A 15,609-nucleotide genomic window follows, 5' to 3' on the forward strand; every position below is an offset into this window, starting at 1 on the left:
GTCGTCCACCGTCTTCATCAGGGCGATGACGGCATCGTGGCCGATCTTCTTGTCGCCGTCGTCGAGAGCGACCTTGGCCGAGCCCTTGGTGATCGGGATGTCGTCGCCCGGGAACTCGTACTTGGAGAGGAGCTCGCGCACCTCCATCTCGACGAGCTCGAGCAGCTCCTCGTCGTCGACCAGGTCGACCTTGTTCAGGAACACCACCAGAGCCGGCACGCCGACCTGGCGGGCGAGCAGGATGTGCTCGCGGGTCTGCGGCATCGGGCCGTCGGCGGCCGACACCACCAGGATCGCGCCGTCCATCTGCGCCGCGCCCGTGATCATGTTCTTCACGTAGTCGGCGTGGCCGGGGCAGTCGACATGCGCGTAGTGGCGGTTCGGCGTCTCGTACTCGACGTGCGCCGTCGAAATCGTGATGCCGCGCGCCTTCTCCTCCGGAGCCTTGTCGATCTGGTCATACGCCGTGAACGACGCGCCGCCCGACTCCGCCAGAACCTTCGTGATCGCCGCCGTCAGCGACGTCTTGCCGTGGTCAACGTGGCCGATCGTGCCGATGTTGCAGTGCGGCTTGCTGCGGTTGAATTTTTCCTTGCCCATCGGAGCCTCCTGAAAGTCGAATGTCTATTGCGATAGAAGAAGTGCTTCAGGCCTGAGCCTTAGGCGTACTTGGCGATGACCTTGTCGGCCTCGCCGCGCGGCACTTCCTCGTAGTGATCGAACTGCATCGTGAAGCTGGCGCGGCCCTGCGAGAAGGAGCGCAACTGGTTCACGTAGCCGAACATGTTGGCGAGCGGCACCATCGCGTTGATGACGTTGGCGTTGCCACGCATGTCCTGGCCCTGGATCTGGCCACGACGCGAGTTCAGATCGCCGATGACCGAGCCGGTATACTCCTCAGGAGACACCACCTCGACCTTCATGACCGGCTCGAGCAGCACCGAGCCACCCTTCTGGAGCGCCTCGCGCAGAGCAGCGCGGGAGGCGATTTCGAAGGCGAGCGCCGATGAGTCGACGTCGTGGTAGGCACCGTCCACCAACTCGACCTTGATGTCGACGACAGGGAAGCCGGCGAGTACGCCTGCGCCGAGGACCGAGTTGAGGCCCTTCTCGACGCCGGGGATGTACTCCTTCGGAACCGCGCCACCGACGATCTTCGACTCGAACGAGAAGCCTGCGCCCGGCTCGTTCGGCTCGACGACGAACTTCACGCGGGCGAACTGACCGGTACCGCCGGTCTGCTTCTTGTGCGTGTAGTCGATTTCCTGACGGCGAGTCAGCTTCTCGCGATACGCCACCTGCGGCTGGCCGATATTGGCCTCGACCTTGTAGGTGCGCTTCAGGATGTCGACCTTGATGTCGAGATGGAGCTCGCCCATCCCGCGAAGGATGGTCTGGCCCGACTCCTGATCGGTCGACACGCGGAAGGACGGATCCTCAGCGGCGAGCTTGGAGAGCGCGATGCCGAGCTTCTCCTGGTCGGCCTTCGACTTCGGCTCGACGGCGATCTCGATGACGGGCTCGGGGAACTCCATCTTCTCAAGGATCACGGCCTTGTTCGGATCGCAGAGCGTGTCGCCGGTGCGCGTATCCTTGAGACCGGCCAGTGCGACGATGTCGCCAGCGAAAGCCTCCTTGATGTCCTCGCGGTTGTTGGCGTGCATGAGCAGCATGCGGCCAACCCGCTCACGCTTGTCGCGTGAGGAGTTCAACACGTTCGAACCGGTCTCGACCTTGCCCGAATAGACGCGGCAGAAGGTGATCGTGCCGACGTGGGGATCGTCCATGATCTTGAAGGCGAGCATGGAGAAGGGATCCTCGTCCGTCGGTTGACGGGTGGTCTCTTCCTCGGTCTTGAAATCGATGCCGCTGACGGCGCCGCGATCCACCGGCGAAGGCAGATAATCGACAACCGCGTCGAGAAGCGGCTGAACGCCCTTGTTCTTGAAGGCGGAGCCGCAGAGCACGGGATGGAAGGCACGCAGCTGCACGGCGCGGCGCACGAGCTTGCGCAGCGTATCGGCATCCGGCTCCACGCCATCGAGATAGGCGGCCATCGCGTCGTCATCGAGCTCGACGCAAGCCTCGATCAGCTTGGTGCGGTACTCTGCCGACTGATCGGCGAGATCGGCGGGGATCTCTTCCTCGTCGAAATTCGCGCCGAGCGCCTCGCCCGACCAGACGATCGCCTTCATCTTGATGAGGTCGATGACGCCCTTGAAGTTGTTCTCGGCACCGATCGGCAGCTGCAGGCAGACCGGCTTGCCGGCGACGCGCTTGATGATGTCGTCGACGCATTTGAAGAAGTCGGCGCCGATCTTGTCCATCTTGTTGACGAACACAACGCGCGGCACGTCGTACTTGTCGGCCTGGCGCCATACGGTCTCGGTCTGGGGCTCGACGCCCTGGTTGCCGTCGAGCACGCACACGGCACCGTCGAGCACGCGCAGCGAACGCTCGACTTCGATGGTGAAGTCGACGTGGCCGGGGGTGTCGATGATGTTCAGGCGCTTCTCGCGCCAGAAGCACGTCGTCGCGGCGGACGTGATCGTGATGCCGCGCTCCTGCTCCTGCGCCATCCAGTCCATCGTGGCGGCGCCCTCGTGGACTTCGCCGATCTTGTGGGACTTTCCAGTGTAGTAGAGGACGCGCTCGGTCGTCGTCGTCTTGCCGGCATCGATGTGGGCCATGATGCCGAAGTTACGGTAGTCCTCGATCTTATGGCTGCGGGCCATCGGGGTCTCTCCGAAAAAAGGGGGCTAGGCCGGTTACCAGCGGTAGTGCGAGAAGGCGCGGTTGGCTTCCGCCATCCGGTGCGTGTCTTCCCGCTTCTTGACGGCGTTGCCGCGGTTATTGGCGGCGTCGAGCAACTCGGCGGAGAGACGCTCGACCATGGTGCGGTCGTTGCGGCCGCGTGCAGCCTGGATCAGCCAACGGATAGCGAGCGCCTGGCGGCGCTCGGCACGAACCTCGACGGGGACCTGGTAGGTCGCGCCGCCGACGCGGCGGGAACGAACCTCGATCGCCGGAGCGACGTTTTCGAGAGCGGCCCGGAAAACCTCAATGGGGTTGGCGCGGGCGCGGTTCTCGACGATCTCGAAGGCACCGTAGACGATGCTCTCGGCAACCGACTTCTTGCCCTCGTACATGATCGAATTCATGAACTTGGTGAGCACGATGTCGCCGTACTTGGCGTCCGGGATGATTTCGCGCTTCTCGGCAGAGTGACGACGAGACATGGGGTCGAGCCTTGTATTCGTAAAATCGTCTTAAGCACCCCGCGCAGGCCGCCTTAGCTCGAGAGCCGGCGACATCCTTACGAGGTCGTGGAAAAAAGCGGTCGCGCCGAAGCTTACTTCGGACGCTTGGCGCCGTACTTCGAACGACGCTGTTTGCGGTTCTTGACGCCCTGCGTATCGAGCACGCCGCGCAGGATGTGGTAGCGCACGCCCGGAAGGTCCTTCACGCGGCCGCCGCGGATCATCACCACGGAGTGCTCCTGAAGGTTATGGCCCTCGCCGGGGATATAGCCGATCACCTCGAAGCCATTGGTCAGACGGACCTTGGCGACCTTACGAAGGGCCGAGTTCGGCTTCTTCGGGGTCGTCGTATAGACGCGGGTGCAGACGCCACGCTTTTGCGGGCAAGCATCGAGCGCCGGCACCTTGTTGCGGGCCTTCTGGGCCTTACGCGGCTGGGCGATCAGCTGGTTGATCGTCGGCATTCTCTGCCCTCATCCCTCGGGTCGCTCGGTGGCGCCCCTGATCTTCGAACTCTCGGCTCCGGAAGGAGCCAACGGCAAAACGAACAACGCCAGAGGCCGATGCCGGCCTTTGGCGCATTTGAGGCAGAGGATCACGCCGTATAAGGGCGCGTTCATACCCACGGATCTGACAGAAGTCAGGTTATGTGAGCCTCGGCTTCGGCCCGGCGACGATGACTGGAAGCAATGCTTCGCACCGTCGGAGACTCTTGGCCAACCGAAGTGCCGCGTATCTACTCGGGGATTCGCAGGACGTCAACGGCTCGGCAACACATTCTTCGCGAGAGGGCCGAGACTTACGACGATCCATGCTGCTCGATCATATCGCCGGGCTTCGAGCAGAAAAAAGGGCGGCCCGGAGGCCGCCCTCAATGTCTTCCGTGCGAGCTCTGCTTACTCGGCGGCAGCCGGCGGCAGTTCGCCGACGGGAGCCGGGTTGCGGGCTGCGTGCTCGTCGGCGCGCTGCTTCAGGATCAGACTGTCGCGGCGGCGGGCGATCGACTTGATGTCGGCCACCAGCGAACCCGTGCCCGCCGGGATGAGCGAGCCGACGATGACGTTCTCCTTGAGGCCTTCCAGCGTGTCGACCTTACCGTTGACCGCCGCCTCGGTGAGGACGCGGGTGGTCTCCTGGAACGAGGCCGCCGAGATGAACGACTTGGTCTGCAGGCTCGCCTTGGTGATGCCGAGCAGAACCGGCACGCCCTGGATCGGCTTCTTGCCTTCGGCGAGAAGCTTCTCGTTGAACTCGGCGAACTCAGTCCGGTCGATCTGGTCACCCGGGATGATGTCCGAGTCGCCGCCGTCGGTGATCTCCACCTTCTGCAGCATCTGACGGACGATCACCTCGATGTGCTTGTCGTTGATGAGCACGCCCTGGAGCCGGTAGACCTCCTGGATCTCGTTGACGAGGTAGGCAGCGAGCTCCTCCACGCCCTTGATCGCCAGGATGTCGTGCGGCGCCGGGTTGCCATCGACGATGTAGTCGCCGAGCTCGACCACGTCCCCGTCCTGAAGGTGGATGTGCTTGCCCTTCGGGATCAGGTACTCGACCGTCTCCGAGCCATCGTGCGGCGTCAGCGACAGGCGGCGCTTGTTCTTGTAGTCGCGGCCGAAAGCGATCGTGCCCGACTTCTCGGCGATGATCGCCGCATCCTTCGGACGACGTGCCTCGAACAGCTCCGCCACCCTCGGCAGACCGCCGGTGATGTCGCGGGTCTTGGCCGATTCCGACGAGACGCGGGCCAGGATGTCGCCAGCCTTGATCTTGGTGTCGGGATCGACGCCGATGATGGCCTCGACCGGCAGCAGGTACCGAGCCTCGGAGCCGCGCGGCAGCTTCAGGGGCTTGCCCTCCGAGTCGACGATGACCATCGCCGGCTTGAGGTCCGAGGTGCGTGCCGAACCGCGCCAGTCGATGACGACGCGCTTCGAGATGCCGGTCGACTCGTCGGTGGTCTCGGTGATCGACTGGCCGTCGTAGAGGTCCTCGTAAGCGACGATGCCGTCGATCTCGGAAACGATCGGACGGGTATAGGGATCCCATTCGGCGATCCGCTGGCCACGCTTGATCTTGTCGCCCTCGTCGACGCGCAGCTTGGCACCGTATTGCAGACGGTGGACGGCGCGGTCGGTCCCGTCGGCACCCACGATCACCACGGCCACGTTGCGGCCCGTGGCGATGAGGTCGCCATCGGAGTTCTTCGCGATCGAGCGGTTGCGGATCGCGATCGTGCCTTCGAAGCTGGACTCGATGAAGGACGAATCCGCGATCTGAGCCGCGCCACCGATGTGGAAGGTGCGCATCGTGAGCTGCGTACCCGGCTCGCCGATCGACTGCGCCGCGATGACGCCGACGGCCTCGCCCATGTTGACGGGCGTGCCGCGGGCGAGGTCGCGCCCGTAGCAGGTGGCGCAGACGCCGCTCTTGGTCTGGCAGACCAGAACCGAGCGGATCTTCACCTCCTGGATGCCGGCGGCTGTGATCGCCGGCAGGTGTTTCTCTTCGATCGTCTCGCCGGCGGCCACGATGACGCTGCCGTCCTGAGCGGTCAGCTCCTCGGCGGCGGCGCGGCCGAGGATGCGGCTCGCGAGCGGAGCCACGACCTGGCCAGCATCGATGATGGCGCGCATCTTGATGCCGTTGGTCGTGCCGCAATCGACTTCACGGATGACCGCGTCCTGCGCCACGTCGACGAGACGACGGGTCAGGTAGCCGGAGTTGGCGGTCTTCAACGCGGTGTCCGCGAGGCCCTTACGGGCGCCGTGGGTCGAGTTGAAGTATTCGAGAACGTCCAGGCCTTCCTTGAAGTTCGAGATGATCGGGGTCTCGATGATCTCGCCCGAGGGCTTGGCCATGAGGCCGCGCATCGCCGCGAGCTGCTTCATCTGCGCCGGCGAGCCACGGGCGCCCGAGTGGCTCATCATGTAGATCGAGTTGACCTGCTTGTCGGCGCCGTGCTCGTCCTTCTGAACGGACGAGATGCGGCCCATCATCTCCTGGGCGAGCTTATCCGAGCACTTGGCCCAGGCGTCGACGACCTTGTTGTACTTCTCGCCCTGGGTGATCAGGCCGTCGTTGTACTGCTGCTCGTAGTCCTTCACGAGCGCGCGGGTCGTGTCGACGATCGACCACTTGTTCTCGGGGATGACCATGTCGTCCTTGCCGAACGAGATGCCGGCCTTGAACGCGTGGGTGAAGCCGAGCGCCATAATGCGGTCGCAGAAGATCACCGACTCCTTCTGACCGCAGTGGCGGTAGACGGTGTCGATCATTCCCGAGATCTCCTTCTTGGTCATCAGCTTGTTGACGACGTCGAAGGGAACCTTGGCGTGCTTCGGCAGCGCGCCCGACAGGATCACACGGCCGGGGGTGGTGTCGTAGATCTTGGTCAGCGGCTCGCCATCCGGACCGATGCCGGTCCAGCGCCACTTGATCTTCGAGTGCAGCTTCACGGTCTTGGCCGCGAGCGCATGTTCCAGCTCGCCGACGTCGCCGAACACACCCTGCATCGGGTTCTGCTTGTTGTCCGGCTGGAAGGCGCCGACCAGGCCCTCACCGACGATCGAGAGATAGTAGAGGCCGAGAACAATGTCCTGCGACGGAACGATGATCGGCTGACCATTGGCCGGGTGCAGGATGTTGTTCGTCGACATCATCAGGACGCGCGCTTCCAGCTGCGCCTCGAGCGACAGCGGGACGTGCACGGCCATCTGGTCGCCGTCGAAGTCGGCGTTAAACGCGGCGCAGACCAGCGGGTGCAGCTGGATCGCCTTGCCCTCGATCAGCTTCGGTTCGAAGGCCTGGATGCCGAGGCGATGCAGCGTCGGCGCGCGGTTGAGCATCACGGGATGCTCGCGGATGACCTCGTCCAGGATATCCCAGACCTCGGGCTTCTCCTTCTCGACGAGCTTCTTGGCCTGCTTGACGGTGGCCGAGAAACCCTTGGCGTCGAGACGGGCGTAGATGAACGGCTTGAACAGCTCGAGCGCCATCTTCTTCGGCAAGCCGCACTGGTGCAGCTTCAGCTCGGGGCCGACCACGATGACCGAACGGCCGGAGTAGTCGACGCGCTTGCCGAGCAGGTTCTGGCGGAACCGGCCCTGCTTGCCCTTCAGCATGTCGGCGAGCGATTTCAGCGGACGCTTGTTGGCGCCGGTGATGACGCGGCCGCGGCGGCCGTTGTCGAACAGCGCGTCGACGGCCTCCTGAAGCATGCGCTTCTCGTTGCGGATGATGATGTCCGGCGCGCGGAGCTCGATCAGCCGCTTGAGGCGGTTGTTGCGGTTGATCACGCGGCGATAGAGGTCGTTGAGATCCGACGTGGCGAAGCGGCCGCCGTCCAGGGGGACGAGCGGGCGCAGGTCCGGCGGGATCACCGGAACGACCGTCAGGATCATCCATTCGGGCTTGTTGCCGGAGAGCTGGAAGGCCTCGATGATCTTGAGGCGCTTCATCAGCTTCTTCGGCTTCAGCTCGGAGGTCGTCGTCGCGATCTCCTCCTTGAGCGAGGTCGCGATGCCTTCGAGGTCGAGCTCCTGCAGGATGCGCCGGATCGCCTCGGCGCCGATCATCGCCGTGAAGCTGTCCTCACCGTACTCCTCCTGGGCGCGCAGGTACTCTTCCTCCGTCAGGAGCTGACGCTCCTTGAGAGGCGTGAGGCCCGGCTCGATGACGCAGTAGGATTCGAAGTACAGGATGCGCTCCAGGTCCTTGAGCGCCATGTCGAGCAGCAAACCGATGCGGCTTGGGAGCGACTTGAGGAACCAGATATGGGCGACGGGCGCGGCCAGCTCGATATGGCCCATGCGGTCGCGACGGACGCGCGCGAGGGTGACCTCGACGCCGCACTTCTCACAGATGACGCCCTTGTACTTCATGCGCTTGTACTTGCCGCACAAGCACTCGTAGTCCTTGATGGGTCCGAAGATGCGCGCGCAGAACAGACCGTCGCGCTCGGGCTTGAACGTGCGGTAGTTGATCGTCTCGGGCTTCTTGATCTCACCGAACGACCAGGAGAGAATCTTCTCCGGCGACGAGATCGAGATCTTGATCTGGTCGAAACTCTGCGGCTGAGACTGCTGGTTGAAAAGGTTCATGACCTCTTGGTTCATGATCCGCTCCTTGTTCGCGTGAGACCCCGCGCCTGGGTGTCACGACTGAAATCCGAAGGCGCCGCGTCCGCCGGGACGCCGCTGGCCTGAAAGTCCGGGAGGCACTTCCCCTCCCCGCTCGAACCGTGCCGGATCCTGCGATCCGGCACGGGAGCTATAGCCTCGAGCTTACTCGGCCGCCTCGGCCGGCGGCTCGAGCTGGTCGTTCGCGTTCTTCTTCGTGGAGGTGAGTTCCACGTTGAGACCGAGCGACCGCATTTCCTTGACGAGCACGTTGAAGGACTCGGGGATGCCCGCTTCGAAGGTGTCGTCGCCGCGCACGATGGCCTCGTACACCTTGGTACGGCCGGCCACGTCGTCCGACTTCACCGTCAGCATCTCCTGCAAGGTGTAGGCCGCGCCGTAGGCTTCCAGGGCCCAGACCTCCATCTCGCCGAAGCGCTGGCCGCCGAACTGCGCCTTGCCGCCCAGCGGCTGCTGGGTGACGAGCGAGTACGGACCGATCGAGCGTGCGTGGATCTTGTCGTCCACGAGATGGTGAAGCTTGAGCATGTAGATGTAGCCCATCGTCACCTTGCGATCGAAGGCCTCACCGGTGCGCCCGTCATAGAGCGTCGACTGTGCCGATCGGTCGAGACCGGCCATCTCCAGCATCTGCTCGATGTCGGCTTCCTTCGCGCCGTTGAAGACCGGGGTCGCCATCGGTACGCCGCGGCGCACGTTGTTGCCGGCCTCGGCGAGATCCTCGTCGGAGAGCCCTTCGAGTTCGGACGGCGAGTAGATCGCTTCCATCTCGGTCCGCAGGGGCTTGATGTCCTGCGTCTTGAGATAGGCATCGACCGCCTTGGAAACCTTGCGGCCGAGGCCCGCAGCGGCCCAGCCGAGGTGGGTCTCCAGGATCTGACCGACGTTCATGCGCGAGGGCACGCCGAGCGGGTTCAGCACGATGTCGGCATGCGTGCCGTCCTCAAGGAACGGCATGTCCTCGATCGGCACGATCCGCGACACCACACCCTTGTTGCCGTGACGGCCGGCCATCTTGTCGCCCGGCTGGATCTTGCGCTTCACCGCCACGAAGACCTTGACCATCTTCATGACGCCCGGAGGCAACTCGTCGCCGCGCTGCAGCTTCTCGACCTTGTCGAGGAAGCGCTGCTCAAGGCGCTTCTTCGACTCGTCGTACTGCTTCTGCATCGCCTCGATCTCCGTCATCAGACGGTCGTCGACGACGGCGAACTGCCACCACTGCGAACGGGGATACTCGCTGATCTCCTCGCGGGTCAGCGTGGTGTCCTTCTTGAAGCCCTTCGGGCCGGCGACTGGCGACTGCCCAATCAGCACATCCGCAAGACGCGCGTAGGTGTTGCGGTCGAGAATGGTCTGCTCGTCGTCGCGGTCCTTGGCGAGACGCTCGATCTCTTCGCGCTCGATCGCCTGGGCGCGCTCGTCCTTGTCGACGCCGTGGCGGTTGAACACCCGGACCTCGACGATCGTGCCGGTCACGCCCGGGGGCACCCGGAGCGAGGTGTCGCGCACGTCGGACGCCTTCTCGCCGAAGATGGCGCGGAGCAGCTTCTCCTCCGGCGTCATCGGGCTTTCGCCCTTCGGCGTGATCTTGCCGCAGAGAATGTCGCCTGCGTGCACCTCGGCGCCGATATAGACGATGCCGGCCTCGTCGAGATTCTTGAGCGCCTCTTCCGAGACGTTCGGGATGTCGCGGGTGATTTCCTCCGGACCCAGCTTGGTGTCGCGGGCCATCACCTCGAATTCCTCGATGTGGATCGAGGTGAACACGTCATCCTTCACGATCCGCTCGGAGAGCAGGATCGAGTCCTCGAAGTTGTAGCCGTTCCACGGCATGAACGCGACGAGCACGTTGCGGCCGAGCGCGAGCTCGCCGAACTCGGTCGAGGGACCGTCGGCGATGATCTCACCCTTCTTCACCGGCTCGCCGACGCGCACCAGCGGCTTCTGCGTGATGCAGGTCGACTGGTTGGAGCGCTGGAACTTCTGCAGGCGGTAGATGTCGACGCCGGGCTTGGTGGCGTCGGCCTCTTCCGTGGCGCGGATGACGATACGGGTGGCATCCACCTGGTCGACGATGCCGGAGCGACGCGCGGCGATGGCAGCGCCGGAATCGCGGGCGACCACGGCCTCCATGCCTGTGCCGACGAACGGCGCATCGGACCGGACCAGCGGCACTGCCTGGCGCTGCATGTTCGAGCCCATCAGAGCGCGGTTGGCGTCGTCGTTCTCGAGGAACGGGATCAACGCGGCCGCAACCGAGACGAGCTGCTTCGGCGACACGTCCATGAGGTCGACGCGGTCGGGCGTGACCACCATGACCTCACCGGCGCGGCGGCAGACCACGAGGTCCTCGGTCAGCTTGCGGTTCGCGTCCATCTGAGCGTTGGCCTGGGCGACGTGGTACTTCGCCTCCTCCATCGCGGATAGATACGAGACCTCGTTCGTCACCACGCCGTCCTTCACCTTGCGGAAGGGCGTCTCGATGAAGCCGTACTTGTTCACCCGCGCGAAGGTCGCGAGCGAGTTGATCAGGCCGATATTCGGGCCTTCCGGCGTTTCGATCGGGCAGATGCGGCCGTAGTGCGTCGGGTGCACGTCACGCACCTCGAAGCCGGCGCGCTCGCGGGTCAGACCGCCTGGGCCTAGCGCCGAGAGGCGGCGCTTGTGGGTGACCTCCGAAAGCGGGTTGGTTTGGTCCATGAACTGCGAGAGCTGCGACGAGCCGAAGAACTCGCGCACAGCGGCGGCCGCGGGCTTCGCGTTGATCAGGTCCTGCGGCATCACGGTGTCGATGTCGACGGACGACATGCGCTCCTTGATGGCGCGCTCCATGCGCAGGAGGCCCAGGCGGTACTGGTTCTCCATGAGCTCGCCGACCGAGCGCACGCGGCGGTTGCCGAGGTGGTCGATGTCGTCGATCTCGCCCTTGCCGTCGCGCAGGTCCACGAGCGCCTTCACGACCGCAAGCATGTCCTCCTTGCGGAGCGTGCGCACGGTGTCCTCGGCATCGAGGTCGAGACGCATGTTCATCTTCACGCGGCCGACGGCGGAGAGGTCGTAGCGCTCGGGATCGAAGAACAGCGAGTGGAACATCGCTTCCGCCGTCTCCAGCGTCGGCGGCTCGCCGGGACGCATGACGCGGTAGATGTCGAACAGCGCACCTTCGCGGGTCGAGTTCTTGTCGACCGCGAGCGTGTTGCGGATGTAGGGGCCGACATTGACGTGGTCGATGTCGAGAACCGGCAACTCCTGCACGCCGACCTCGTCGAGACCGTCGAGCAGCTTCTCGGAGATCTCGTCACCCGCCTCGGCATAGATCTCGCCGGTCTTCAGGTTGACGAGATCCTCGGCAATGTACTGGCCGACGAGATCCTCGTTGGTCTGCTTGAGGAACTTGGTGCCCTTCTCGGAGATGAGGCGCGCGTTGCGCACGTTCATCTTCTTGCCGGCCTCGAGCACGACCTCGCCGGAATCGGCGTCGATCAGGTCCACAGTTGCCTTGAAGCCCTTCAGGCGCTCGGGGTCGAATGGCACGCGCCAATCGGCCTTGTCACGGACGTAGGTTACACGGTCGTAGAAGGTCGACAGAATCTCCTCGCCGTCGAGGCCGAGGGCGAAGAGCAGCGAGGTCGCCGGGATCTTACGCTTCCGGTCGATTCGGACGTAGACGATGTCCTTGGCGTCGAACTCGGCGTCGAGCCAGGAGCCACGATACGGGATGATGCGCGCGGCGAAGAGCAGTTTGCCCGACGAGTGGGTCTTGCCTTTGTCGTGGTCGAAGAACACGCCCGGCGAACGGTGCATCTGCGAGACGATGACGCGCTCGGTACCGTTCACGATGAAGGTGCCGTTGTCGGTCATGAGCGGCATGTCGCCCATGTAGACGTCCTGCTCCTTGATGTCCTTGACCGACTTGGCGCCGGTATCCGGGTCAACATCGAACACGATCAGTCGCAGCGTCACCTTGAGGGGAGCCGCGAAAGTGATGCCGCGCTGACGGCACTCATCGACGTCGTATTTCGGCTGCTCGAAGGTGTAGCGTACGAATTCGAGGAGCGCGGTCGCCGAAAAGTCGGAAATCGGGAAGACCGACTTGAAGACGCTCTGAAGGCCCTCGTCGCCACGGCCGCCTTCGGGTTCATCCACCATCAGGAATTGGTCGTAGGATGCCTTCTGAACCTCGATGAGGTTCGGCATCTCTGCCACTTCCTTGATCTTGCCGAAGAACTTGCGAATGCGCTTCCGACCGACCAGCGTGTTGGCCATGTGATCTCGCTCCACCTAACCCGCGTAAAGGTGCCCGGGGAAAGTGCCCTTCCCGCTCCGGGCCGTGAAACGTGCCCCGCCGGACCGTCCCACCCGAACTGCAATCTCGGTCTTCTGTCGCCTGCGCGATCGCCCCCGATCCGCAAGCCGCCGGAAGCGGCGTCAGCCCGCGAGCCGGTGGGGCTCGCGGGCATCGGGTTCCAGCCCTCCACGAGGGAGGCCGGATGCGATGGGCCTGAAGCGGCCCACCGTTGTCTTACTTGAGCTCGACCTTGGCGCCGGCCTTCTCGAGGGCGGCCTTGAGCTTCTCGGCCTCGTCCTTGGCAACGCCTTCCTTGACCGGCTTCGGAGCGCCCTCGACGAGGTCCTTGGCTTCCTTGAGGCCCAGGCCGGTGATGGCGCGGACTTCCTTGATCACCTCGATCTTCTTGTCGCCGGCAGCGGCAAGAACGACGGTGAACTCGGTCTGCTCTTCAGCAGCGGCAGCAGCACCACCACCAGCAGCCGGGCCGGCAGCGACGGCGACGGCGGCGGCGGCGGAGACGCCCCACTTCTCTTCGAGCATCTTGGCGAGGTCAGCGGCCTCGAGGACGGTCAGCGACGACAGGTCGTCGACGAGCTTGGCGAGATCAGCCATGTGAGATTTCCTTATAGATCGGTTTGAACGGTTTGAATTTAAAGGGCGACTGCCTCAGGCAGCCTCGTCCTTGGCGGCATAGGCCCCGAACACGCGGGCGAGCTTGGCTGCCGGCGCATTGACGACCTGGGCGATCTTGGTCGCGGGAGCCTGGATGAGGCCCACGATCTTGCCGCGCAGTTCGTCGAGAGACGGCAGCGAGGCGAGCGCCTTCACACCGTCGGGGTTCAGAGCAGTCTTCCCCATGGCGCCGCCGAGGATCACGAGCTTGTCGTTAGCCTTGGCGAAATCCACCGCAACCTTCGCAGCCGCGACCGGATCGCTCGAATAGGCGAGCAGGGTCGGACCCTTCAGGAGGGGCTTGATGGAGGCGACGTCCGTGCCATCGAGAGCGATGCTGGCGATGCGGTTCTTGGCGACCTTCACGGTGGCGCCGGCCTGCTTCATCTGCGAGCGCAGCTTCTGCATGTCGGCGACCGTGAGGCCCTTGTAGTGGGCCACGACCACGACGGCGTTCGTTGTGAACACGCCGTTGAGCGTCGTGACGAGATCAGCTTTTGCTGTCCTGTCCACTTTGGCTCTCTCCGGTTCTGGCGGAACCTCAGGGAGGATCCGCCGGTTGCAACATGCCGCCCGGAAACGGTCTCGGCTCTAAAGCCGGAACCGTCCGAACGACGCTTCACGGCCCTGTCCCCTGACGCTGCGCCAGAAGCGCTTCGTCATGGGCGAGATGGTTCAAACCGATGCCCCTCCCCCGCGGAAATCGCGATGGGTGAAGCGTGTCGAAAACTCGGTCTTCCCCGTCTGTGCAGGCGCTTTGAGGATTAAGCCGGAGAACCGGCCCCTGCAGTCTCGGACAGGACATGGCCGGACGAGGCTTTCGAGGCACGGGCCCCGAAGTCCTTCCGGCCATCGCCGCCAGGTTTCCCAGGCGACATCTCGAATGGAAATCGGCCGATAGGCCGAACTCCTTCAAAAAGGTGAATTCGTGGAGGGGGGTCTATAGAGCCTAGCAAGGCGCCTGCCAAGTCCCCGAAAGTGGCAAAACGGTCGCAACCCGGACATGTGCACCGCGCACGGCATGATTGGCCGACGCGACATCACCTTGCTCACCTTGGGGGGCCGATGGTTGCGGAGCACTCTCGGATCATGGTGCTCCGCATCGCTGCTGCCGGATCGTCAGGCTGGGATGCTCGACAAATACGCATTCAGAAAAGCTGAAAATTCATCGAGCCTCACCTTTTTGCTCTCCTGATCCCAGATTCCCTCGGAATCTTGCCAGATCGGCACGTGAAGAGCGTCAAGCTCTCGGAGCTTCTCGATTGCTGTTTGAGTGGGGACTGGACGGGTGTCCAAAAGTAGGCTGCGTGTGCCCCGTCTTGCGAAAGCGAGCAGGTGAGCGTGCGAGCCATCACTCGATGCGATGAGATCGGCTCCCTGCATGACTCGGATCACGTCGTGGGGAGCAAGTTCCTGAGGATGCACGATCGCGAAACCCCGTTCCCGGAAAACGTTCTCCAATTCGTACTCGTTCGCGATGCGATGGTTCTCGTGCCAGCGGCTGCGCGAGAGATAGATTCGTGGTTGAGCGGGCGTCTTAAGCCGAGAGGACCAGCGGGCTGCCAGCGTGCGCGGCCGCTTGAGCTCGGCGATCAGGTGATCGATCACCCGGCCCATCAGGGGATGAACGTATTCGTGGTAGATCGACAACGGCTCTGGATAATAGAGCACGTCGACTCGAAAATCCTCATCCGCAAGAAGAAGATTTCGTAGGCGGACGCTGAGGGCTGCAAGCGAATCTCGAAAGAGCGGATAGCTACCGAATACGCCAAGCTCGAAATCTCGCGACGGATGAAAGATGACTGGGACCGGCTCGCCCTTATTGAAGTTCTGAGAGAAATCGATCTGCAGCCATAACCGCGCCGCCGACTCGAACAGGAAGTGTCCCAGAATCAGGAACAGCATTCCGCCGTAGATGGCCCGAGGCACCCGTCGAGCAGACGTGTAACGGGATTCCGGCACGGTCTCAGGGTCGATCGGCTGATCAGCGTCGGGATCGAGCCTGAGGGATGAGCGGATGAGCCGGCGCTCAGTATCGTAGACGGCCCCAGTGAACTGCTCGGGCGAGGGGTAGGTGGCACGAGTGATGAGCGCATTACGAACAAGGTGAAGGCGGACGTCTCGCGTGCCGACATAGCCGTAGCTCGAGGCTAGGTAGGCAGTCCACTCATCGGACCTGCGCAGGAGCGTCGAAGGCACGCGAGCGTCGATCTTCCTTCTCCATCACAAAGCCTGATTGCCT

General features: G+C 63.7%; 9 protein-coding genes. All 9 read right to left on the reverse strand.

What is annotated here, in order from left to right; genetic code table 11:
- Positions 1 to 600, reverse strand: a 600-nt coding sequence (locus HCU64_RS19615) for a GTP-binding protein (protein ID WP_233385910.1), incomplete at its 3' end; no start/stop codon positions are given.
- 59 nt (positions 601 to 659) lie between these two features.
- The gene (gene fusA, locus HCU64_RS19620) at positions 660 to 2,735 is read right to left on the reverse strand and encodes an elongation factor G (RefSeq protein ID WP_233385911.1); all 2,076 of its coding nucleotides are present in this window, start codon (positions 2,733 to 2,735) and stop codon (positions 660 to 662) included.
- A 33-nt stretch (positions 2,736 to 2,768) separates the two neighbouring features.
- A complete protein-coding gene (gene rpsG, locus HCU64_RS19625; protein ID WP_233385912.1) occupies positions 2,769 to 3,239 on the reverse strand; it encodes a 30S ribosomal protein S7 in 471 nt (156 codons plus the stop codon).
- 113 nt (positions 3,240 to 3,352) lie between these two features.
- A complete protein-coding gene (gene rpsL, locus HCU64_RS19630) occupies positions 3,353 to 3,724 on the reverse strand; it encodes a 30S ribosomal protein S12 (protein ID WP_109895591.1) in 372 nt (123 codons plus the stop codon).
- Positions 3,725 to 4,156: 432 nt separating this feature from the next.
- Entirely contained in the window at positions 4,157 to 8,377 is a 4,221-nt protein-coding gene (rpoC, locus tag HCU64_RS19635) for a DNA-directed RNA polymerase subunit beta' (RefSeq protein ID WP_233385914.1), read from the reverse strand.
- 168 nt (positions 8,378 to 8,545) lie between these two features.
- Positions 8,546 to 12,670 (reverse strand): DNA-directed RNA polymerase subunit beta, encoded by a 4,125-nt coding sequence (gene rpoB / locus HCU64_RS19640; protein ID WP_233385915.1) that lies wholly within the window; start codon positions 12,668 to 12,670, stop codon positions 8,546 to 8,548.
- Between the two features lie 256 nt (positions 12,671 to 12,926).
- A complete protein-coding gene (rplL, locus tag HCU64_RS19645; protein ID WP_233385917.1) occupies positions 12,927 to 13,307 on the reverse strand; it encodes a 50S ribosomal protein L7/L12 in 381 nt (126 codons plus the stop codon).
- Between the two features lie 54 nt (positions 13,308 to 13,361).
- Positions 13,362 to 13,880, reverse strand: a complete 519-nt coding sequence (gene rplJ / locus HCU64_RS19650; protein WP_233385919.1) for a 50S ribosomal protein L10 — start codon at positions 13,878 to 13,880, stop codon at positions 13,362 to 13,364.
- A 606-nt stretch (positions 13,881 to 14,486) separates the two neighbouring features.
- Positions 14,487 to 15,566, reverse strand: a complete 1,080-nt coding sequence (locus tag HCU64_RS19655) for a glycosyltransferase 61 family protein (RefSeq protein WP_233385921.1) — start codon at positions 15,564 to 15,566, stop codon at positions 14,487 to 14,489.
- Between the last annotated feature and the right edge of the window lie 43 nt (positions 15,567 to 15,609).

The sequence above is a fragment of the Methylobacterium sp. C25 genome, assembly GCF_021352225.1.
GTDB lineage: Bacteria > Pseudomonadota > Alphaproteobacteria > Rhizobiales > Beijerinckiaceae > Methylobacterium.